We start from the raw sequence: 20,178 nt of genomic DNA, 5'->3' as shown, positions 1-20,178 counted from the left end.
TTATACTGAAAACTCGAAAAAAAGACTAAGCCCGCTTTGACTTCATTCATTAAATCGGTCATCATAAAAAAGTAGACCACTTTATAAAGGGGGAACTGGAATGAAGATTGGGGTAGTCTTATTTCCATCAAAACAAGTTCAAGACTTCGCCAACTCGTATCGGAAGCGATACGACACGAAGTATGCGTTGATCTCACCTCACGTGACGATCAAGGAACGCACTGAAATCGACGAGGCCGATTTGCCGAAAGTGCTCGAGTATCTCCAGCAAGTCGCAGACTCGACCAAACCGGTTCAATTGAAAATCGACGGGGTCCGCTCGTTCGCACCGACGAACAACGTCCTCTACTTAAAAGTATTGCCGACGCGCGAACTGTCAGCGCTTCACGACAAATTGCACGACGGTCTGCTCAAGCAGCCTCCGAAATACGAGTTTCTGCCGCATATCACCATCGGTCAAGATTTGACCGATGCCGAACTGTTCGACGTGCTCGAACGGATGCGAATGGAACAAGTGCATTTCGAGGAGACGATCAATCGCATGGCCGTCATGTATGAGCTCGAAAACGAAACATGGAACGTCTATGAGACGTTCCGGTTCCGCGGATAAGATTACACGCTCCGGTCGACGAAACGACCGGGGCTGTTTTGTTGTTCGGCTTCTAACCATTCTTCTTGACGGGGCCGGATTCGTTGGACACGTTGAATGCGTGTGACCGGCTCGATATTCGCCCGTTCTGTTGGTTGAACTTGGCGATTTCCATATTGGACGACTGTGAAATCAATCTGATAAGGACCCATGATCCAACCTCCTTCACAAGTCCTTACCCGAAATTCTTCAACGATAATACAAAAAAAGAGCGTATCGCTACGCCCTTCCCCATCTTTATAAAATATGATAACCGCTATCGACGTGGATGACTTCACCTGTTACGCCACTGCCCATGCTCGACAAGAGGAACAGGCCGGTCGAGGCCACTTCTTCTACCGAGACGTTGCGGCGCAATGGCGCTTTTTGCTCGAGTTCAGACAAGATGCTGTTAAAGTCGCCGACTCCTTTAGCCGACAACGTCCGAATCGGGCCAGCCGAGATCGCATTGACGCGGACGCCGTGTGGGCCGTACTCGTTTGCCAAATATTTGACGCTCGAGTCGAGCGCCGCCTTGGCGACACCCATCAAGTTATAGTTCGGGACGACGCGTTCGCCGCCGAGATATGTGAGCGTGATGACCGATGCATCTTCTGCGAAGTACGGTTTGGCCGCTTTGACGACAGCCGTCAAGCTGTATGCCGAAATATCGAGTGCTTGCGCGAACTGGCCGCGTGTCATCTCTGAGAATTCACCGCGGAGTGCTTCTTTGTCTGCGAATGCGATCGAGTGCGCAATCCCTTGAATCGGGCCTGCTTGTTCATGAATCGTACGGAACGTCGTGTCGATGGCTTCGTCGTTCGTGACGTCACACTCTAACAGCAAGGCTTCTCCGTTCAAGTCGGTTGCAAGCGACTCGAGTCCTGACTTGAAGCGTTCGCCCGCATATGTGAGCACGAGCTTCGCGCCTGCTGCGTCGAGCGTCTTCGCGATTCCCCAAGCGATCGAGCGTTTATTGGCGATTCCCATGACGACATACGTCTTATTCGTTAACGTTGGATAGATTGACATCGTAAACTCCCCTTTTTTAGTACCTGGTGATAATATCTGTTATCAGATTACAGAATGGTGTCTGTTTTGTCAACTAGCGCGTAACGTATTGCGATTTTTTTAACTTACGGTAAGATAAAATACGTAGAGAAAGGGTGAGACGACTTCATCATGAACCGCATTCAATCTTATTTTAAAAGTTTAGACACAACACTTTTGACAATCGTCTTTTTCTTGATGATCATCAGTTTAGGTGCCATCTATACGGCCCAACCGATGTTGCCGACGCGATTGCAACATATTAATTTCGCATTTGACCAAGGAATCCGCTACATCATTGGGTTCTTCGCCATGTTCGCCATCATGACCATCGAATATGAACAGTTGCGAAAAATCCACTGGTATTTGTATGGCTTCGGGTTATTGCTACTAGCCGGTTTGATTCCGCTCCGCGATACGACTCTCGTTCCGAACATCAATGGGGCGTACGGCTGGTATAACGTTCCGGGCTTCAGTTTCCAGCCAGCCGAATTCATGAAGTTGTTCTTACTTATTTCCATGGCGACGATCGTCTATGACCATAATAAACGCTACGGTTCGTCCCAACAGGACACATGGCTATTAATGAAATTGGTGCTTCTCGCCATTCCGCCTCTCGCGCTGATTGTGACGCAACCAGACTTAGGCACAGGGCTCGTGTTGATTACGATGCTCGGAGCGATTATCATCGTGTCTGGTATCGGGTGGAAGTGGTTGCTCGGATTGTTCAGCGCCGCTGCCTTAACGATCGGTGGCTTCATGTATTTGTTCTTCTCGCATTTCGAGTTGTTACAAAGTTTCGTGCCAGGCCACGCCTTGAATCGATTCCAAGCTTGGATTTACCCGTATGAGTATTCCGATGACCTGGCGTTCCAGTTAATCAAATCGCTTCAAGCGATTGGGTCTGGCCAAATGTTCGGGGCCGGCTATGGACAAGGGCTCGTCTATCTTCCTGAGTCGCAAACCGACTTCATCTTCGCCGTCATCGCCGAGCATTATGGCTTTATCGGGGCAGCGATCGTGATTATCGTTTTCTTCTTGTTCTTGTACCGAATGATTCATATCGCCCTCGAAGCGAGCAGTCCGTTCGGAAGTTACATCGTCACGGCCGTCATCGCCATGTTCACGTTCCAAATTTTCCAAAACATCGGGATGACGATCGGCGTCCTCCCGATCACCGGTCTGACGTTACCGTTCATCAGTTATGGTGGGACCGGGATCATCATGAACATGATCGCCATCGGGCTCGTCATGAACGTCGCCTCTAAATCAAAAACGTATATGTTCGACGACGACTAAACAATAGTCCCGCACTCATCCGAGTGCGGGACTATTGTTGTTACAGGATGAATTGGAAATCAGCCGGGTCAGGGGCTTGGATGAACAGCTTCTCGCCGGTCAATGGATGATTAAACGCCGCCGAAGCGCTATGGAGCGCATGACGGTCGAGAACAGTCTTGCCACCGTACATCGTATCCCCGAGCAACGGATGGCCGATATGGCGCAGATGGACCCGGATTTGATGCGTCCGACCGGTCTCAAGGGCAATCGATAGTGCCGTATATGCGCCATGCGCCTCCGCTTCGAGAATATGTGTGACAGCATGCTGTCCGTCCGCTGTCACGATTCGCTCCATAATCGAATCGGGGGCGCGGCCGATTGGGGCATCGATCGTCTGTGGTTCAAGCGGCCCTTCGACTAACGCGAGATACGTCCGCGACAAGCCGCCAGTCTGTTGCAACTCGCTAAAGCGATGATGCACGTATGCATATTTTGCGAACAGGACGACCCCGCTTGTGTCACGGTCGAGCCGGTTGATGACGTGAATCGCCGACTGCAATCCAATCTGTTCATAATAGCCGAGCACGGCGTTGGCGAGTGTATCATCCGGATGGAGCCGGGACGGGATTGTCGCAATGCCTGCCGGTTTGTCGACCGCGAGCAAATAGTCATCCTCAAATAGGATCGTGAGCGGCCGCTTGGAACGGACCATCGTCTCTGCGGGCTGTTCGACCGGGAAGTGGACGGTCACTGCCTCCCCTGCTCGGATGTCATAGCGGACGGTGCGAGGCTTGCCATCGACGAGGATGAGGCCACCTTGTTTGATTTGGGTCAACATCTTTCGTGAGATGCCACAGTCTGTCATTAAAAAGTCGCGCAACGGGACGGTTGTCTCCGCGACGCGACGCAATGTAAATCCGTACATCGGTTACTTCCCTTCTTCAATGAACGATTCGCGGACCCGTCGCCAAAATGGGAACGGCCGGAACCGGGCAAACGTCACTTTTTCTTTCGCGACCGCACAGCGGATGGAGCGCACGTTCGACCACGACAACGCTTCTTGATGATCGAACGCAAGTTCAAACTCGGTTTTCGTGTGCGGAGCAATCTTCACTTGATGATGTTTCGGCAATAAGAGCGGTGACCCGATCGTGCGGTACACCAAGTTGTTAATCGACGCCATCTCCGTCACTTGAATTGCCTCGATGGACGGATGGACGATGGCCCCGCCGAGCGCTTTGTTATAGGCCGTCGACCCGGACGGCGTCGAGATACACAACCCGTCGCCCCGGAACGTCTCGAAGTAATCATCGCGAATCGATAAGTCACAGACGAGTGTGCGCTTATAGTTTTTAATCGTACATTCGTTCATGGCGAGCTGTCGATCGGTCGTCCCATCCTCGTAATCGATGAGTACCTCGACAAGCGGGTATGACACCGGTTCGAACGACTCGCTTGTAATCATCTCCGTCAACTCATCGAGTTCATCCGGTTGCCAGTCGGCGTAAAATCCGAGATGGCCTGTGTGGATGCCGACGAGCAACGTCTGATCGAGCCGGTCGATATACTCGTGGAACGCCTGCAGCATCGTCCCGTCGCCTCCGACTGAGACGACAATGCGTGGCTCTTTCGAAACCGAATGCCCCGCTTCGGTCAATTTATTCGTCAACTCTTGCGCGATGTCAGCCGACCGCGCGTCTCCCCGTGCTACAATCGCAAACTGCATGCCGTGGCCCCCTAGTCTTGGTCCGTCTGGACGTTCATTTCTTTATCCCGGAACACTTGCTGTGCATCTTGAATCTCGACGCGAAGCTGGCTCATCTCGGCATCCAGCAAGAACGCCGCCTCGGCCGCTCGCCGCAGACGCTCTTGAACTTCGAGCGGCATATCCCCGTCGTATTTATAGTTAAGCGAATGCTCGATTGTTGCCCAGAAGTTCATCGCGAGCGTCCGTACTTGGACCTCGACGAGTGTCGGGAACTCGCCATGAATCGTTTGCACCGGGTACTCGAGAATCAAATGGTACGAGCGATAGCCCGATTCCTTTTGGTTCGTGATATAGTTACGTTCCTCGACGATCTTAAAGTCGGTCCGATGATGGAGCAGTTCGAGGACGTGGACGATATCGTCCACGAATTGGCACATGATGCGGAGTCCGGCGATATCTTGCATCTCCGTCGACAATTTATCATAAGGAATCTGCTTTCGCTTCGCCTTCTCGAGGATGCTGCCGACCGGCTTCACTCTTCCGGTGACAAACTCGATCGGAGAATGGTCATTTTGAGATTTATATTGCTTTCGAATCGCCTTGAATTTCACTTTCAGTTCATCGACCGCGATTTGATACGGCACTAAATATTGATCCCAATCCATGGATTGCATATGCTGTCACCACTTTCGTTCGTATCGGAAAGCCCTGCTTTTTCCGTATGTATCCGATTGTATGGTATCATAAACCAACAATTGTTCATAGAATGGAGCGATGATTTATGACCCAAGAAGTGGAAATTGAATTTAAATCGATGTTGACAAAAGACGAGTACGAAATGTTGCTCGCCGCCTACGATTTGACAGACGAAGTGAAATGGCAAGCCAACGACTACTTTGACACGCCGACGTTCGAACTGAAGAACCATGGTGCCGCCTTTCGCATCCGTGAGAAAAAGAACGGCCAAGTGCTGACACTGAAGCAGCCGCATGAAGTCGGCTTGCTCGAGACGCACGCCGCCATCAACGAAGAGGAAGCCGAGAACTTGTTCAAATACGGCATCATCCACGATGATCAAATGACGGCCGCGCTCGCTCCATTCAACTTGTCTGGACCGCTCGAACACCTCGGCCGTCTCGAGACGAAACGGGCCGAAATCGCGACACCGGACGGCCTACTCGTCCTTGATGAAAGTCATTATTTGGAGATTCACGACTACGAAATAGAATTTGAAGTGACCGACGAGGCGAGAGGGAAAATCGCTTTCGAACAGCTCCTTCGCGAGCATGGCATTCCCCTTCGTCCCGCTAAAAATAAAATCGTTCGATTCATGGAAGAAAAGGTGCGTCGAAATCAAGGTTGAGCAGATACGTTGCCAACCTTTTTTTTTCGTTGCTACAATGAGCATACGATATATTTGATTTTTGTTTACGAGAGGAGGCGACACAATGGAACTAGAACAATGTAATGAGTCATCCTGTTCACTTGAAGAATCTCCTATCCAAGCAACCTATAAACCATTAGAGTTATTCTATTTCATGGACATTTCTGATCCAGATGGACTTCATGTGATGACGCTCATTAAAAAGCTCGAACTTGAATACGGGCATTTGATTCGTTTCCGTATGGTTTCGACGGTTCCTAGTTGTGTTGGCGGATGTCAAGAAGAGGTTCGCCTTCTCACGATGATTAAGGCTATGGAGTTACAAGGGAAACGTCATGCGATGCGCTTCTTACGCCATCTGCATATAAACGATATCTTTTTGAAGGATGGCTCTAGCGACAGCGACTTGTGGGAAATTGCCCGCTCGTTCGTCGATTACGGGCTCGACATCGAGGAGTTGGCGGCCGATATCCAATCCAATCAACTGCTCAGCGCTCTAGCTGTTGACCATGAGATCTTAAAAGATTGGGAAATTGAGTCACTTCCTGCTTTGACGTTCGTCACGCGTGACGAAGCACTCAAAATCGAAGGATTGTACCCGTACGACGTCTATCAGGCCGTCATGGCCGAACTACTCGGTTACGTCCCAACCCGGGAGTCCGAGTGGAACGTCGAGAAAGTATTGGGGCGCTACGATGCCTCGACCATCACCGAGCTCGCCTTCATCTTGGAGCTCGAGAAGCCGGTCATCGAGAGAGAACTGAAAAAACTGTCACTCCAGCAACGGTGCCGACCTGTCCCAGGTTGCAGCGGACAAGCTTGGGCGACGAATAAATGACACAACAAAACCCACGGCCGGGGAGCCGTGGGTTTTTTGCGATGTTCTCCGCGGGGACGGAAAACATCACGACCCGAGTATCTATACAGATCACAGGTTGGGAGAAAGTTTACGGTCAATAAAGGGGTTTGTGATTGATTTCACACTTATAATATACCGAGACGGGCGCACCGTGACAAGCACTTTGTTCATATTGTCACATAATGTTCACGCCATACTTCTTATTGAAATAATAACGTCTCCATTTCGTCGAGGACGGCCTCGAACTGATCGAGTGCTGCGAGCACCGGCGCTTTCGTCGTCATATCGACGCCGGCCGCCTTCAATACTTCAATCGGATAGTCGCTCGAACCGGCCTTCAAGAACTTGTCGATGTAACGACGGACAGCTGGTTCGCCTTCTTCCATGATCTGTTGCGACAACGCGGCCGATGCTGAGATCCCTGTCGCGTACTGATAGACGTAGTAATTGTAATAGAAGTGCGGGATACGGGCCCATTCAAACGCAATCTCACCATCGATAACGAGTTCGTCTCCGAAGTATCGCTTGTTGAGCTCGAGATACGTCTCATTCAAATACTCAGGTGTGAGCGAAACGCCTTCTTGGGCCGCTTTATGAATCATGTGCTCGAACTCGGCGAACATCGTCTGACGGAACAGTGTGCCCCGGAACGTTTCGAGCTGATTGTTCAACAGATAGAGCCGCTCCTGGCGGTCCGTGCGCGTCTTCAACAAATAATCGTTCAAGAGCGCCTCGTTCGTCGTCGAAGCCACTTCGGCCACGAAAATCGAGTAGTCCCCGTACGGATACGGCTGCGTCGCCCGCGTATAATGGCTATGGACCGAATGGCCGAACTCATGGGCGAGCGTGAACAAGTTGTTGACGTTGTCCTGCCAGTTCATCAAGATGAACGGTTGCGTGTCGTACGCGCCTGATGAATAGGCGCCACTCCGCTTGCCACGTGTCTCACGAACGTCGACCCAACGTGAAGCAAGTCCGTCTTTGACGATTTGGACGTACTCGTCTCCGAGCGGCGCGAGCCCCTCGACCATCAAGTCTTTCGCTTCGTCATACGGAATTTTCATGTCCACGTCTTTGACGAGCGGCGTATACAAGTCGTACATATGCAACTCGTCCACACCAAGTGCCCGTTTCCGGAGCGCGACATAACGGTGCAACAAGTCGAGACGTTCGTTCACCGCCTCCACGAGCCCGTCGTATACGGATTCTGGGATGGCATTATGGTGAAGCGCCGCTTGGCGGGCGCTCTCGAACTTGCGGACCGTCGCATAGAAGTTGTCTTTTTTCACGCTACCCGACAACGTCGAGGCGAACGTGTTCAAATATTGCTCGTACGTCCCGTACATCGCCTTGAATGCGCCTTCGCGGACACTGCGGTCACTTGATTCGAGGAACGTGATATAGCGGCCATGCGTCAATTCGACGTCTTCGCCTTTCTCGTTCTTCACTTTCGGGAACTTCAAGTCGGCGTTGTTGAGCATGCCGAACGTCGAGCTCGACTGCCCGAGGACGTCACCGGCTTGGGCGAGAATCGCCTCTTCCGCTTCCGTCAACACGTGCGGACGTTCTTGTGCCAACTCGTCGAACGCGTGGCGATAGACGTTGAGTGACTCGTGCTCACTCATGAACGCCTCGATTTGGCTTTCGTCGATGGCGAGCAGCTCTGGCGTCATGAACGCGAGCTGAGCCGAGATTTGGGCAGCGAGCGAACCGGCACGGTCGTTCAGTGCCTGATAATGGCTGTTCGACGTATCCTCGTCGTAGCGCATATGGGCGTATGTATACAGCTTATGCAATTGACGCGAAATGTCGTCGCGTAGTTGCAGACCTGCGAATAAAGAAGCCGCGGATTCTCCGAGTTTCCCTTTGAACTCGACCAAGGCCGGTACGCTTGCTTTTAGCGCCTCAAAATCTTGTTCCCAAGCTTGATCGTCTGCATAAATCGTCTCTAAGTTCCACGTCTCCTCGACGGGTACTTGTTGTCGTGTAAGTACTTCTGACATATGTCCACTTCCTTTTCTTAGTTTGTATACGATTTCGCCATGAATCGCTGAAACCCTTGAAAGTATCGAAAATCGTGAAGCAACGCCGTGTCTAACGTCTTAGGCACGTGCCAATCGCGCACCGCCTCCGTCACGTCGAATACGTTCAACAGCTGTCTCCATTGTACTTCAAACGCTTGCAGAAAGTCGCTTGTCGGGGTCACGTCGAACTGGCGGCACGTCTTCTCGATGCTCCAATTGACGGAGTCTCCGGGGCAATCCCGTCGATTCAAGTAGAGCACCGTCTGGAACATGAACGGATGGACATGGACCCCCCACAGTGACGGCAACGGCAAATAACAGTAGCTCGGTAACAACGAGGGCAACATCCCGAGCGGATACAATCGATTCAAGATGCGCCGGCGATACTGTGGCGTCGGATAAGGTGGCGTCATCCGCCTCCGCCGAATGACTTGGGTCCAACGATGGGCATCGAAGCCATAATATGCCGCGAACGGCGAGACATCGAACGAGGTCGCGACCTGCCATTGCCCGACGCCCGCTCGGATGGAGACCGGAAAGCCGACGAAGCGGTATAACGCCTGTCCGGTCGGGACGACCAGGCTATGTCGTCGCGCCAGTTCGGCCCGCATCCACGGTTTGAACGTCGTCACACCCCCGGGCTGCAGCCCGCTCGCCAGCCAGACGACGTCAAGTCCATTGTTGCGATAATGTCTCGTCCGGTCGACGTAAGACTCGATTGAGAGCGTGGACGCCTGGATTTCGACGACGAGCCGAGTATCGTCGCGTACTGCCACCAAATCGGCACGACGTGCGCCGATGACGACTTCTTGCTCGACTTCATACCCTTGCCCTTGAAGCCATTGCCGCACTCCCCATTTGTCTTCATGGTGTCCGGTCGACTCGCCGCATCCGCAAGGATTGACGTGGGCGAAATGGAGACGCCGTTTCACACCTTGCTTGACGATGACCCGTTCCCCGCATTCTGGGCACGAAAAAGGGGCAAACGGCTCAATCCGCCCCCGACTGAGCGTAAGGGCATCCACATACCCTCCAGTTCGACCGATGGCAAATCGCATTCCGCTTCCCCCTCATAATAGTGGTGAAAACATTCGGGCCAATGATTCGACGAGTTTGATGAAGTAGGATCGTTCCGAGAACGCCCGAATCTCCAACTCGTGTGACCCTTCAAAGTCTTTATACAAATCTTGTTTGAGCTGATGGACGGAGTTCGTGTTATACAAGAGCGCGTTCACCTCGAAATTGAGGTGGAAACTTCTGAAGTCCATATTCGCCGTTCCGATTGTCGCCAACCCATCGTCGACGACGATGACTTTCGAGTGCATGAACCCTTCCTCATACAAGTAAATCTTGACCCCGGCGCTGAGTAGCTCCTCAAAATATGAGCGGCTCGCATAAAAGACGATTTTATGGTCCGGATAGCTCGGAAGCACGATACGGACATCGATGCCTGATAACGAAGCGGTCTTGAGCGCGCTCATGATGTCCTCGTCTGGAATCAAGTACGGGGACGAGATGTATACCGACTTCTTCGCCGCATTGATCAGCGCGAAATAAATCGATTTCATCGTCTCGTACGGCTCATCCGGTCCGCTCGCCACAATCTGTACGCCGCCGCTCGCACTTCGCACCGTCTCGAGCGGCTCGAGATAGAACGGCGTGAATAGACGCTCACCCGTCATGTAGTACCAGTCCTGCAAGAAGATGAGCTGGAGTTCCGACACCCCTTCCCCTCTGACGTATAGATGCGTGTCACGCCAAAAACCAAACTTCGAATGCTCTCCCAAATATTCATCTCCGACATTCAACCCGCCTGTGAACGCCTCTGTTCCATCGATGACGACGATTTTCCGATGGTTCCGATAGTTCGTCTTACTCGAAACGAGCGGCAGGACGACCGGGAAGAACGCTTTGACATGGACGCCTGCTTGGCGCATCTCGTCAAAGAACGTCCCGCTCGTATGAATCGAGCCGACCGCGTCATATAGAAAGCGCACCTCGACCCCGGCCTTCGCCTTCTGAATCAAAATCCGTTGAATTTCCCGAGAAATACGATCTTCCCGGAAAATATAATATTCGAGATGGATGTGGCGGGTCGCCCCTTTCAAAGCGGGCAACAACTTCGAGAACTTCTGTTGTCCGTTCGTCAGCACTTGCGTATACGTGTTTGACGAAACGGGTAATTGATTCAGAGACGACGTCAAATGGAGCAACTTCTCATAATCGTCATGGGAGAACATGAGCGACGGCGACAACGTCATCGCCTTCTGTCGATAAGCGAGGTACGTCTCTTCGTCCAACATGGCCTTCTCTTTGAACATGCGCTTCCGGCGATAGTTCTGTCCGAACACAAAATAGGCGAACAGCCCGACGACCGGGAAGCCGAGCATGACGATGGCCCAAATGAGCGTCCGCTGCGGATTTCGATTCTCGAGCAGGATGACGAGCAGGATGCTGAACGTCGTCAAAAAGACGAGCACCGAGAACAACCCGATCACTTGCGAGCTCCAGTAATACGATAATACGGCAATGAGACCTGCGAGCAAAATCAGGGATAAAAGTACTTGTATGCGTCGCAACATATTATAAACTGACCTCGTTTCTGTCTTGTATTATCATAATTATACAACTTAACACCATCTTTTGAGGGGAGCGAACAAAATATGGGCACATTTTTGGTTACAGGAGCGACGAGCGGGATTGGACGGGCCGTCGCCCTTCGTTTGGCTGAGGACGGACATGACGTCATCGGCATCGGCCGCGACGAGACACGAGGTGCCGCACTCGAAGACGCCTCACCACGCATCACTTTCCTTACATGTGATTTAGCCGAATCCGAGCAAGTTGAAGCATTGATGGACCGCTTGAGCGAGGACAAGGTCGTCCTCAACGGATTATTCAACAACGCCGCGACGTTCGGTCGTCCCGGGACACCGGAGCGGTTGCCGGCGACCGCGTTTGACGACGTATTCGAACTGAACGTGTTGGCTGTGAACCGGCTTATCCAACGCGTCATCCCGCTGTTGGCGACGGGAGGGAGCGTCGTCAATAACGCTGCAATCGTCGGCCACGTCAAATTTCCGCCGATGCTCGGTCCATACGCCGCCTCGAAAGCGGCCGTCATCGCCTTGACGAAGACGTTCGCCCATCGGATGAAAAGCAAAATACGTTTCAATGCGGTCTGTTTCGGTCCGGTCGATACGCCACTCAGTCATAAACTGTATGGCGGTGAGGCCAAATTCCAAGAGGCGATGACCCATCATTTCCGGGGACATGCCGCCAAACCGGAGGAAGTCGCACCGGTCGTCACGTTCCTATTGAGCGAAGCGTCAAGCTATATTAACGGTCAAGCCATCACGGTGGACGGTGGTTATACACTCTCATAAGTACCAAAAGGGAGGGGTCTCGAGTGACCCCTCCCTTTTACGTCTGTACTTTTCGGGCACGCATCATCTGATTCGTCAGAAACGCGCGTTCTCTCGGATGCAACTCTTCAAAATCGAGCGACTCCTCGAAATAGTCGATGAACCCCTCGAACGTCTCTTCGTGTGAGGCATGTGCTTCCAGTCGGGCGATTCGGATCGCCTCGAACACGGATGCCATCACAAAGATGTCATGGCTCGCATACGTCTTGATTGGAGTGAGCGCCTCGAACAACGTCGTCTCCATCGGTTTACGTTTGGCGTGCCAGTCGCTCTTGTCATTGGAAAATAAGAAATCCCCTTCAGGTAATCGGCTCAGTTCTCGCAAAATGTCGCCGATGTAATGAATGGCGTGAATCGCAGTATTCGGATCGTTAATCCCGGGCGAGATGCCTTTCAACGCGATTTCACTCAATTTCTCGATGACGAAGGCCGGGTCTTGAATCGAGGAGCGAATCTCCCCAATTTGGAACACGTCGACATCGAGCGCTTCTTCTCCGAGCCAATAGCCGAGCAAGTCTCCTTTCGCCACGAAATCCCCGACGGCCACGACCGACTCGAAATCGACATCATGGCTTTCTTGTTTCTCGCTTGCGAACAATTGGATATAGCCGGTGCGCGGCGCATAGATGGCCTGGCCCTCGAACGTGTGGACCGAACGTTCGGGAACGATGTGCATCTTTCCGTCCTCCACCGCTTGCTGTTGCGTCTCGATGACGGACAACGCCTCGCGATGCAGGGCTGACAAGAGACGTTCGGCTTGAATTGAGACGCTTATCGTTTGTATGAACTTGACGAACGCCCAGATGGAACTGACGACGAGCAACACGCTGACGCCCGAGGCGAGTACGACATCCTCATCCGACGTCCGAATTAAAAATAAGTTCGTGATCCCGTACACCGTCGTCATGATGAACAAGCCGAGCGTATGTTTCGATGCCGAGTTCGTCAAAAAGTTATTGATTGTTCGTGGTGAGAACTGTGACGAGTACGTCGTCAAGACGACGAGAATCGTTGAGAAACTAAACGTCATCATCGTCATCAGACTCGTAAAGGACGAGGACAGCACTGTTGCTGCCGAATCCTTATCTAAATAGACGATTTCGGGCAACAGTTCCCGAAAGAAGTTTCCGAAGTATTGGGTCAGGAACGTCAAGGCAATCCCCCCGACCCCATATAAAAACGGGACAAACCAGGCACTATCGGCCAACATCAACTGCAAACGCTTGAACATCACGACACCTCGTTTATGTATTAGTTAGAAAAAAATCGCCTGTCCATATGAACAGGCGATTGGGGTTTAGAAATAGTGACGTACTTTAGCGAAGACATCCCCATCGAGGATAAGCTTGCCGTATTCTTCGAGCATCGCTAACGTCTGCGTGCTGAACGTCAAATACTCGGCCAAGAGACTCAATACGTTCTCTTCTTCCTCTGGTTCCATCTCTTCCGGGAAATCGATCCACAAGTAATACTTCTGATCGTAGTGGAACAGTTTGAGGTCGACGTTGCTTAACGTCTCTCCCGCCCGTTTGCTGAGCGAGATGATCGCCTCAAAGTCATCCGTTTCCATAGCGAGCGGAGCCCACGCCTCCTGCTCGGTTTCTTCATCGAGTTCACTCAACTGGTCGAGCACCGATTGTTGATCGCGTGCCTCATCGATTGCCGAGCGTAGGAGTGATCCGAGCTCAGAATCGTCTTCGGCGCCAATCACGTTTTTCGCGATCGTCACGGTCACTTCGAGTCCTTTTTCAAAAGCTTGTACTTGTATCCATAGTGGACCATCAAACGAGATATCTTCTCGTTCGTGCGCTTCGTCCATCATCTGCCAGAACAGCTGCTCACCACGTTCTCGGTTATACCAGATTTCATCACGAGCGAAACCGCGTTTTTCGATATCGACATACGTAATGAAAAATTTGACGGTATTGTCATTGATGCGCTCAATTTTCACGATTGTCCACTCCCTTCTCACCTCACTCCTACTTCAACAATTAAGGAGGAGAGGGGAAATTGTCTTGTTATCATAGTACCCTTTTTTTAACGTGTCAATCTATTGATGATGGGGTTGTTACTATTATTTTATCGGAAAAACGGAATAATAAAAAGCACACTGCTTAGACAGTATGCTTCCTCACTCGTTGACGAGTCGTTGCGCTTCTTGAAGTTGGAACGTCCGGACCTTGCGCGGCAAGAATCGACGAATCTCATCTTCGTTATACCCGACTTGAAGACGTTTTTCATCAATCAAGATTGGACGGCGAAGCAATCCAGGATACTCTTGAATCAAATCGTATAGTTGTTGAAGCGAGAGCGCATCGACCGATACGTCGATTTTAGAGAAAACTTTAGACCGGGTCGAGATGATTTCATCCGTCCCGTCCTCTGTCATACGTAGGATTTGTTTGATCTCATTAAGTGAGAGTGGTTCTGAAAATATATTTCGTTCCGTAAATGGGATATCATGCTCTTCAAGCCAAGCCCGTGCTTTTCGACACGATGTGCAGCTCGGAGACGTGTAAAGTGTGACCATTTTCGTTCCTCCCTGATCAAATGTTCGTTCATCTTTTTCAAGTGACTCTATTTGTATACCCAAAAAATCGTTCACTTAATTATAATAATTCTTATCAATTGAAACTTCAATGATAACTTTTCTCACTCGGGTAAGAAAAGAGGACGCATTCTCGAGAATGCGACCCTTGATCGACCGTTCTAGGACGCCGGCATTCGAGAAACCGGTTGTGATACCGTCTCTTTGCCTGGCTTCACTTGCAAGTCTTTCAATTTCTTCTTGAGGACTTCTTTTAGAAGTTTCTTTTTCTGTTGCAAAACTTTATTACGTTCTTTCATGGTCTCTCACCCCCAACGCCAAAAGGACCGGACCGACCGTTACTGAATCTGAAAATCTTGAACTTGCACTAATCTACATTTAAATTATAGCACATTCTTATGAAAATAGTTGAACAATCTCCAAGTTTTTCATCATTTCACACGTTCCAAATTTGCTTTTCCTATCTCATTCCCGTATAGTTAATAGAAATAACCTTTGAAATCACCAAGGAGGAGAGCGATGATGAGAATTACGTTAGAGACGATTATGCAACACCCGGTCACCCAGAAATACTTGACCCGTTCTGGCTTGAAACACGCCGTCGATGTGTGTGAACGCGCTCTCGAATTGGCGACGCGACGAGGCCTCGATACGGATTTAGCGACGAAAGCCGCCCTGCTCCATGACATCGGTCATTATGAATGGTACACCGAAGGAAAATGGAATTATGATTTGTATCGTCAAAACGATATCCATGCCATTAAAGGCGCCGAACGTGCCCATAAGCTGTTGATTCGTCTCGGCGAAGACCCGGCCCGCGCGAAAGAGATCTCGGTCATGATATTGCTTCACACCGACTCCTACTTGCCGCCCAACCGGATTCAACGGACGCCGCTCCAACAGCTCGTTCACGATGCGGACACGTACGTCGAACAGCCTGGTGGATTGCACCACTATGAGACGATGGATATCGAAGACGCCCTGGCCCGCGTCCGCTTGATTGACGCGGTTGTCGACCGGCTCTCGAATTTGCCACGCATCTCAAACGCCTGACACCGTCATTATGGACGGTGTTTTTTTTGTACGAAAAAAGTCCCGAATCCATCTGGATTCGGGACTTTCCTATTATACGAGTTGTACTTTGTAAGCTTCGTACTCTTCGTCTGTCATTGAGACGAAGTGGCCTGGCTCGACTTCGCGGAGTGGCGGGATACTTGAATCCTCATCCGAACGTCCGACGGCACCGAGTGACTTCGACTCATACACAATGCGTTTACGTGTCCGCTCATGCTCAGGATCCGGAAGTGGGATTGCTGAGAGGAGTGACTTCGTATAAGCGTGGAGTGGGTTCTCATACAGGCGCGCTGCAGGAGCGAGCTCGACGAGGTGACCTTGATACATAACACCGATCCGGTCCGAGATATACTTGACCATCGACAAGTCGTGGGCGATGAACAAGTACGTGAGGTCACGGTCGCGTTGCAATTCTTTCATCAAGTTGACGACCTGGGCTTGAATCGATACGTCGAGAGCCGAAATCGGCTCATCAGCGATGATGAAGTCCGGTTCGACTGCGAGAGCGCGGGCAATCCCGATCCGCTGACGCTGACCGCCCGAGAATTCGTGCGGGTAACGGCTCGCGTGCTCTTTTGTAAGACCGACTGTCTCGAGAAGGTCATAGACGCGGTTCATCCGGTCTTCTTTCGTCTTGGCAAGACCGTGGATATCGATGCCTTCGGCGATGATATCAGCGACGGTCATACGCGGGTTTAGGGATGCGTATGGATCTTGGAAAATCATTTGCATCGCTCGGTTGAACTTCAATTTTTCAGCGGTGCTCTTCTTGCCGTGGACGTTCTCACCTTTGAAGATGACATCCCCGTCAGTCGCATCGTAAAGTCCGATGATGGTACGACCTGTCGTCGATTTCCCACATCCAGACTCCCCTACGAGTCCGAGCACTTCACCTTTATAAATATCGAACGAGATGCCGTCGACCGCTTTGACGACGCGGCCTCGGCCGATTTTAAAGTGCTGCTTCAGGTCTTTTACTTCGAGTAATTTCTCGCGTTCCATTATTCAGCACCACCTTTCAAAATCGATTTCGCGAACGCGCTGTCCGGACGATACTTGAGCGCAAGGTCACGGATCGCTTTCGGCGGGCTCACTTGCGGGGCTTGTGGGTGCAATAGCCAGCTCGCCGCATAGTGTGTGTCGCTAATTTGGAACATCGGTGGTTCTTTTTCAAAGTCGATTTTCATCGCATACGGGTTACGTGGTGCGAAGGCATCGCCTTTTGGCGGACTGAGCAAGTTCGGCGGTGTACCCGGGATGGCCGGAAGCGCCTCGTTCGGGTCATCGGATGGGCGCGGCATCGATCCGAGTAGTCCCCATGCATATGGGTGACGCGGCTCATAGAAGATCTCATCGACCGTTCCCTTCTCGACGATTTTACCAGCGTACATAACAGCAACGCGATCTGCCATGTTCGCAACGACACCGAGGTCGTGCGTGATGAAGATGATCGCTGTGCCCGTTTTTTGCTGGATGTCTTTCAATAACTCTAAAATCTGAGCTTGAATCGTTACGTCGAGGGCCGTCGTCGGCTCATCGGCGATCAATACTTTTGGGTTACATGCGAGCGCGATCGCAATAACGATCCGCTGACGCATCCCGCCTGAAAGTTGGTGCGGGTATTGCTTGAGGCGTGCCTCAGGGTTTGGAATCCCAACGAGTGTGAGCAATTCAAGCGTACGCTTCTTCGCATCCTCACCCGTGAGTCCTTGGTGTTGCTTCAATCCTTCGGCGATCTGTTTGTAGATTGTCATCGTCGGGTTGAGCGATGTCATCGGATCTTGGAAGATCATTGCGATATCGCGTCCACGAATCTTAAGCATTTCTTTTTCCGACAACTTCGCCAAGTCTTTGCCTTCGAACAAGATTTCTCCGTTCGTGATCTCACCTGGCGGGTTCGGAATGAGACGCATAATCGCTTTCGATGTGACGGATTTACCAGAACCCGATTCACCCACGATGGCGAGCGTCTCGCCTTTTTTCAAATCAAACGATACGTTGCGAACGGCTTGTACCGTTCCAGCATACGTATGGAACGAGACCGCTAAGTCTCGGACAGATAAAATCGTTTCCATGCACGAGTCCCCCTGTTTCTATAATTATTTACGCATTTTCGGGTCGAACGCATCACGCAAGCCATCGGCGAGCAAGTTGAAGCTGACCATGAGCAAGACGATGATGATTGACGGGATCACGAGCAAGTACGGGAACGTCCGTAGCTCTTTGTATCCGTCGTTAATCAACGTACCAAGTGATGCTTGTGGCGGTTGAAGTCCGATCCCGATGAAACTAAGGAATGCCTCGAAGAAGATGGCAGATGGAATCGTGAACATAAGTGTGATGATGATGGCGCCGAGCGTGTTCGGAATCAAGTGTTTGAAAATCAAACGAGTACTTGAAGCGCCGAGTGTACGGGCAGCCAAGACGAACTCTTGATTCTTCAATTTCAAAATCTGACCGCGGACGAGTCGACTCATCCCGATCCAGCCGGTGATGGCCATCGCCAAGATGATGGTGAAGACACCTGGGTCAAAGATCAAGATGAACAAGATAATCAAAATCAAGTTTGGGACACCAGTCAAAATCTCAACAATCCGTTGCATGATGTTATCCGTACGGCCTCCGAAGTACGCCGAGATACCACCATAGGCGACACCGATAACCGTATCGACGATTGCGGCCATTAAACCGATGAAGAGTGAGATACGTGTACCTTCCCAAACACGTGACCAAAGATCACGGCCGAGGTAGTCCGTACCGAACCAGTAGTTCTCTTCGACGTTCTTTTGTTCATAGAAGTCGATTTCACGGCCACCGAGGTTAGCCATCCCGTCGAACCCTGCCCACTCAAGTCCTGTGACTTTAGGTGGAAGTTTCGCTTGCGAGATGTTTTGCGTATAAGCATCACGACCAGACAGCATCGGGCCGAATAGAGCGAGCAAGACAAGAATGACGATAATCGATAACGACAAGATGGCCGCTTTGTTTTTCTTTAGGCGCATCCAAGCATCTTGCCAGAAGTTTAGACTTTTACCAGCGATTCGTTCAGCGAGCTGTTCGTTCATTTCGACACGTTGGAACATGTCTTGGTCGAACTGCTCGAAATTCTTTTTGTTTTCAATCATCAGTTATTCCCCCCAAGACGAATACGTGGGTCAACGACTCCGTAGAGCAAATCGACAAGTAGAATGATAATAATGAACAGGCCAGAGAAGAAGAGCGTCGTGCCCATGATGACCGAGTAATCATTCAACGTAATAGATGTGACGAACAATTCACCTAAACCAGGTACCGCAAAGATTTTTTCGATGACGAACGTACCCGTCAATAGACCGGCCGTCATTGGTCCGAGGATTGTGATTGCTGGAATCATCGCGTTACGCACCATGTGTTTCCAGACGATCGCATTCCCGGTCAACCCTTTCGCTTTCGCGAGCGTGACGTAATCTTGTCCGGTAACTTCTAACATCTCGGTCCGGACGAAACGAGCGATAGACGCCGTGACCCCGAGTGAGAGCGAGATGGTCGGTAAAATCGTATGCGCCGGGGAATCCCAGAACGCAACAGGGAGCAATTGCAACTTAACCCCAACGTAGTACTGGAGAAGTGCTGCAAAGACGAACGATGGGACAGAAATCCCGATTACCGAGATGAACATCGAACCATAGTCGATGAACGTATTATGACGAATGGCTGCCACGATCCCGAGCAACAATCCAACAAACGTCCCAAGCACAAGTGCTTGAATACCTAGTTGAGCTGAAGGACCGATTCGTTCCATGATCAAATCCGTCACTGGCCGGTTGGCCGTACGGAACGATACACCGAGGTCCCCTTGCACAAGGTTTCCTAAGTAGGTCGCATAACGAACTGGAAGCGGATCATTGAGTCCGTAGCGGTCGTTCAAGAGTTGAATTTGTGTCTCTGTCAATTTCTCCTGGTTTTGATACGGCGAACCTGGAAGCAGGTCCATCAGGAAAAACGTGAACGTCGCAATCAAGAAGAACGTGATGAGGCCGTAAGTCAGCCGCTGAAGAATATAACGTCCCATAAATAAATACCCCCTGTTTTTCTAATGTGTCTATGCTTGCACCAACAGCGTCACTATGACATATTTCCCTTTTCATGAATTCACAAAATGAAAGGAATTTTCTGAAAGAATAGGTCAAACGTCATCTCAAGGCTCTTAGCACAGCA

22 protein-coding genes are annotated in these 20,178 nt (G+C 51.0%); 6 read left to right on the top strand and 16 right to left on the bottom strand.

Annotation, left to right across the window (positions count from 1 at the left end; genetic code table 11):
- Window positions 1-100 precede the first annotated feature (100 nt).
- Window positions 101-610 carry a YjcG family protein gene (locus tag KNP85_RS11565; RefSeq protein WP_021066965.1) on the top strand — a complete coding sequence of 170 codons (510 nt, stop codon included), beginning with the start codon at window positions 101-103 and terminating at the stop codon, window positions 608-610.
- Between the two features lie 2 nt (window positions 611-612).
- Here KNP85_RS11565 and KNP85_RS11560 read toward each other — a convergent pair whose 3' ends face one another.
- Both KNP85_RS11560 and fabI read right to left on the bottom strand, forming a co-directional pair.
- The gene (locus KNP85_RS11560) at window positions 613-801 is read right to left on the bottom strand and encodes a hypothetical protein (protein ID WP_021066964.1); all 189 of its coding nucleotides are present in this window, start codon (window positions 799-801) and stop codon (window positions 613-615) included.
- An 85-nt stretch (window positions 802-886) separates the two neighbouring features.
- Complete coding sequence (gene fabI, locus KNP85_RS11555) at window positions 887-1,660, bottom strand: enoyl-ACP reductase FabI (protein ID WP_214803147.1); 774 nt, start codon at window positions 1,658-1,660, stop codon at window positions 887-889.
- A 150-nt stretch (window positions 1,661-1,810) separates the two neighbouring features.
- Here fabI and KNP85_RS11550 point away from each other — a divergent pair, with 150 nt between their 5' ends.
- Complete coding sequence (locus KNP85_RS11550) at window positions 1,811-2,977, top strand: FtsW/RodA/SpoVE family cell cycle protein (RefSeq protein ID WP_021066962.1); 1,167 nt, start codon at window positions 1,811-1,813, stop codon at window positions 2,975-2,977.
- A gap of 40 nt (window positions 2,978-3,017) precedes the next feature.
- On the opposite strand, the gene KNP85_RS11545 is transcribed toward KNP85_RS11550, so the two are convergent.
- From KNP85_RS11545 to yjbM, 3 genes are read right to left on the bottom strand one after another with little or no spacing between them, the layout of a single operon-like run.
- A complete protein-coding gene (locus KNP85_RS11545; protein ID WP_214803145.1) occupies window positions 3,018-3,884 on the bottom strand; it encodes an RluA family pseudouridine synthase in 867 nt (288 codons plus the stop codon).
- 3 nt (window positions 3,885-3,887) lie between these two features.
- A complete protein-coding gene (locus tag KNP85_RS11540; protein WP_021066960.1) occupies window positions 3,888-4,685 on the bottom strand; it encodes an NAD kinase in 798 nt (265 codons plus the stop codon).
- An 11-nt stretch (window positions 4,686-4,696) separates the two neighbouring features.
- Window positions 4,697-5,341: a GTP diphosphokinase gene (gene yjbM / locus KNP85_RS11535; protein ID WP_021066959.1), complete on the bottom strand. Its 645-nt coding sequence runs from the start codon at window positions 5,339-5,341 to the stop codon at window positions 4,697-4,699.
- Window positions 5,342-5,448: 107 nt separating this feature from the next.
- Here yjbM and KNP85_RS11530 point away from each other — a divergent pair, with 107 nt between their 5' ends.
- A complete protein-coding gene (locus tag KNP85_RS11530; RefSeq protein WP_214803143.1) occupies window positions 5,449-6,030 on the top strand; it encodes a CYTH domain-containing protein in 582 nt (193 codons plus the stop codon).
- 85 nt (window positions 6,031-6,115) lie between these two features.
- Window positions 6,116-6,889, top strand: coding sequence for a DsbA family protein (locus KNP85_RS11525; protein WP_021066957.1), 774 nt, complete (start codon window positions 6,116-6,118; stop codon window positions 6,887-6,889).
- Window positions 6,890-7,110: 221 nt separating this feature from the next.
- Here the strand turns inward: KNP85_RS11525 and pepF are convergent, their stop codons facing one another.
- Genes pepF through cls form a run of 3 tightly spaced genes read right to left on the bottom strand, consistent with a single transcriptional unit; the run spans window position 7,111 to window position 11,516 of the window.
- Complete coding sequence (gene pepF / locus KNP85_RS11520) at window positions 7,111-8,913, bottom strand: oligoendopeptidase F (RefSeq protein WP_214803142.1); 1,803 nt, start codon at window positions 8,911-8,913, stop codon at window positions 7,111-7,113.
- Between the two features lie 17 nt (window positions 8,914-8,930).
- Window positions 8,931-9,992, bottom strand: coding sequence for a competence protein CoiA (locus tag KNP85_RS11515; protein ID WP_214803140.1), 1,062 nt, complete (start codon window positions 9,990-9,992; stop codon window positions 8,931-8,933).
- A 12-nt stretch (window positions 9,993-10,004) separates the two neighbouring features.
- Complete coding sequence (gene cls, locus KNP85_RS11510; protein WP_029595781.1) at window positions 10,005-11,516, bottom strand: cardiolipin synthase; 1,512 nt, start codon at window positions 11,514-11,516, stop codon at window positions 10,005-10,007.
- 81 nt (window positions 11,517-11,597) lie between these two features.
- On the opposite strand from cls, the gene KNP85_RS11505 reads away from it, so the two are divergent.
- Window positions 11,598-12,320, top strand: a complete 723-nt coding sequence (locus tag KNP85_RS11505; RefSeq protein ID WP_214803138.1) for an SDR family NAD(P)-dependent oxidoreductase — start codon at window positions 11,598-11,600, stop codon at window positions 12,318-12,320.
- Window positions 12,321-12,357: 37 nt separating this feature from the next.
- On the opposite strand, the gene KNP85_RS11500 is transcribed toward KNP85_RS11505, so the two are convergent.
- The 4 genes from KNP85_RS11500 to KNP85_RS11485 all read right to left on the bottom strand — a co-directional run bounded on the left by KNP85_RS11500 (window position 12,358) and on the right by KNP85_RS11485 (window position 15,206).
- Window positions 12,358-13,590 (bottom strand): DUF2254 domain-containing protein, encoded by a 1,233-nt coding sequence (locus KNP85_RS11500; RefSeq protein WP_214803135.1) that lies wholly within the window; start codon window positions 13,588-13,590, stop codon window positions 12,358-12,360.
- 66 nt (window positions 13,591-13,656) lie between these two features.
- A complete protein-coding gene (mecA, locus tag KNP85_RS11495) occupies window positions 13,657-14,310 on the bottom strand; it encodes an adaptor protein MecA (protein ID WP_021066951.1) in 654 nt (217 codons plus the stop codon).
- A 180-nt stretch (window positions 14,311-14,490) separates the two neighbouring features.
- Window positions 14,491-14,889, bottom strand: coding sequence for a transcriptional regulator SpxA (gene spxA / locus KNP85_RS11490; RefSeq protein ID WP_015881217.1), 399 nt, complete (start codon window positions 14,887-14,889; stop codon window positions 14,491-14,493).
- A 179-nt stretch (window positions 14,890-15,068) separates the two neighbouring features.
- Window positions 15,069-15,206: a hypothetical protein gene (locus KNP85_RS11485; protein WP_021066950.1), complete on the bottom strand. Its 138-nt coding sequence runs from the start codon at window positions 15,204-15,206 to the stop codon at window positions 15,069-15,071.
- A gap of 220 nt (window positions 15,207-15,426) precedes the next feature.
- Between KNP85_RS11485 and KNP85_RS11480 the strand changes: the two genes are divergently transcribed.
- The gene (locus KNP85_RS11480) at window positions 15,427-15,960 is read left to right on the top strand and encodes an HD domain-containing protein (RefSeq protein ID WP_021066949.1); all 534 of its coding nucleotides are present in this window, start codon (window positions 15,427-15,429) and stop codon (window positions 15,958-15,960) included.
- 72 nt (window positions 15,961-16,032) lie between these two features.
- On the opposite strand, the gene KNP85_RS11475 is transcribed toward KNP85_RS11480, so the two are convergent.
- From KNP85_RS11475 to opp3b, 4 genes are read right to left on the bottom strand one after another with little or no spacing between them, the layout of a single operon-like run.
- Window positions 16,033-16,983, bottom strand: a complete 951-nt coding sequence (locus tag KNP85_RS11475) for an ABC transporter ATP-binding protein (protein ID WP_021066948.1) — start codon at window positions 16,981-16,983, stop codon at window positions 16,033-16,035.
- Window positions 16,983-18,056 carry an ABC transporter ATP-binding protein gene (locus KNP85_RS11470; protein WP_214803131.1) on the bottom strand — a complete coding sequence of 358 codons (1,074 nt, stop codon included), beginning with the start codon at window positions 18,054-18,056 and terminating at the stop codon, window positions 16,983-16,985. Before KNP85_RS11470 ends, KNP85_RS11475 begins: the two co-directional genes overlap by 1 nt.
- Window positions 18,057-18,080: 24 nt before the next feature.
- Window positions 18,081-19,106: an oligopeptide ABC transporter permease gene (gene opp3C / locus KNP85_RS11465; protein WP_285800463.1), complete on the bottom strand. Its 1,026-nt coding sequence runs from the start codon at window positions 19,104-19,106 to the stop codon at window positions 18,081-18,083.
- Window positions 19,106-20,032 carry an oligopeptide ABC transporter permease gene (opp3b, locus tag KNP85_RS11460; RefSeq protein ID WP_021066945.1) on the bottom strand — a complete coding sequence of 309 codons (927 nt, stop codon included), beginning with the start codon at window positions 20,030-20,032 and terminating at the stop codon, window positions 19,106-19,108. Before opp3b ends, opp3C begins: the two co-directional genes overlap by 1 nt.
- Window positions 20,033-20,178: the final 146 nt, after the last annotated feature.

Source organism: Exiguobacterium sp. s194 (assembly GCF_018618275.1).
In the GTDB taxonomy this organism is placed as follows: Bacteria; Bacillota; Bacilli; order Exiguobacteriales; family Exiguobacteriaceae; genus Exiguobacterium; species Exiguobacterium chiriqhucha.
Note: the sequence above shows the minus strand (reverse complement) of the source record. Positions and strands in the feature narration are given on the sequence as shown.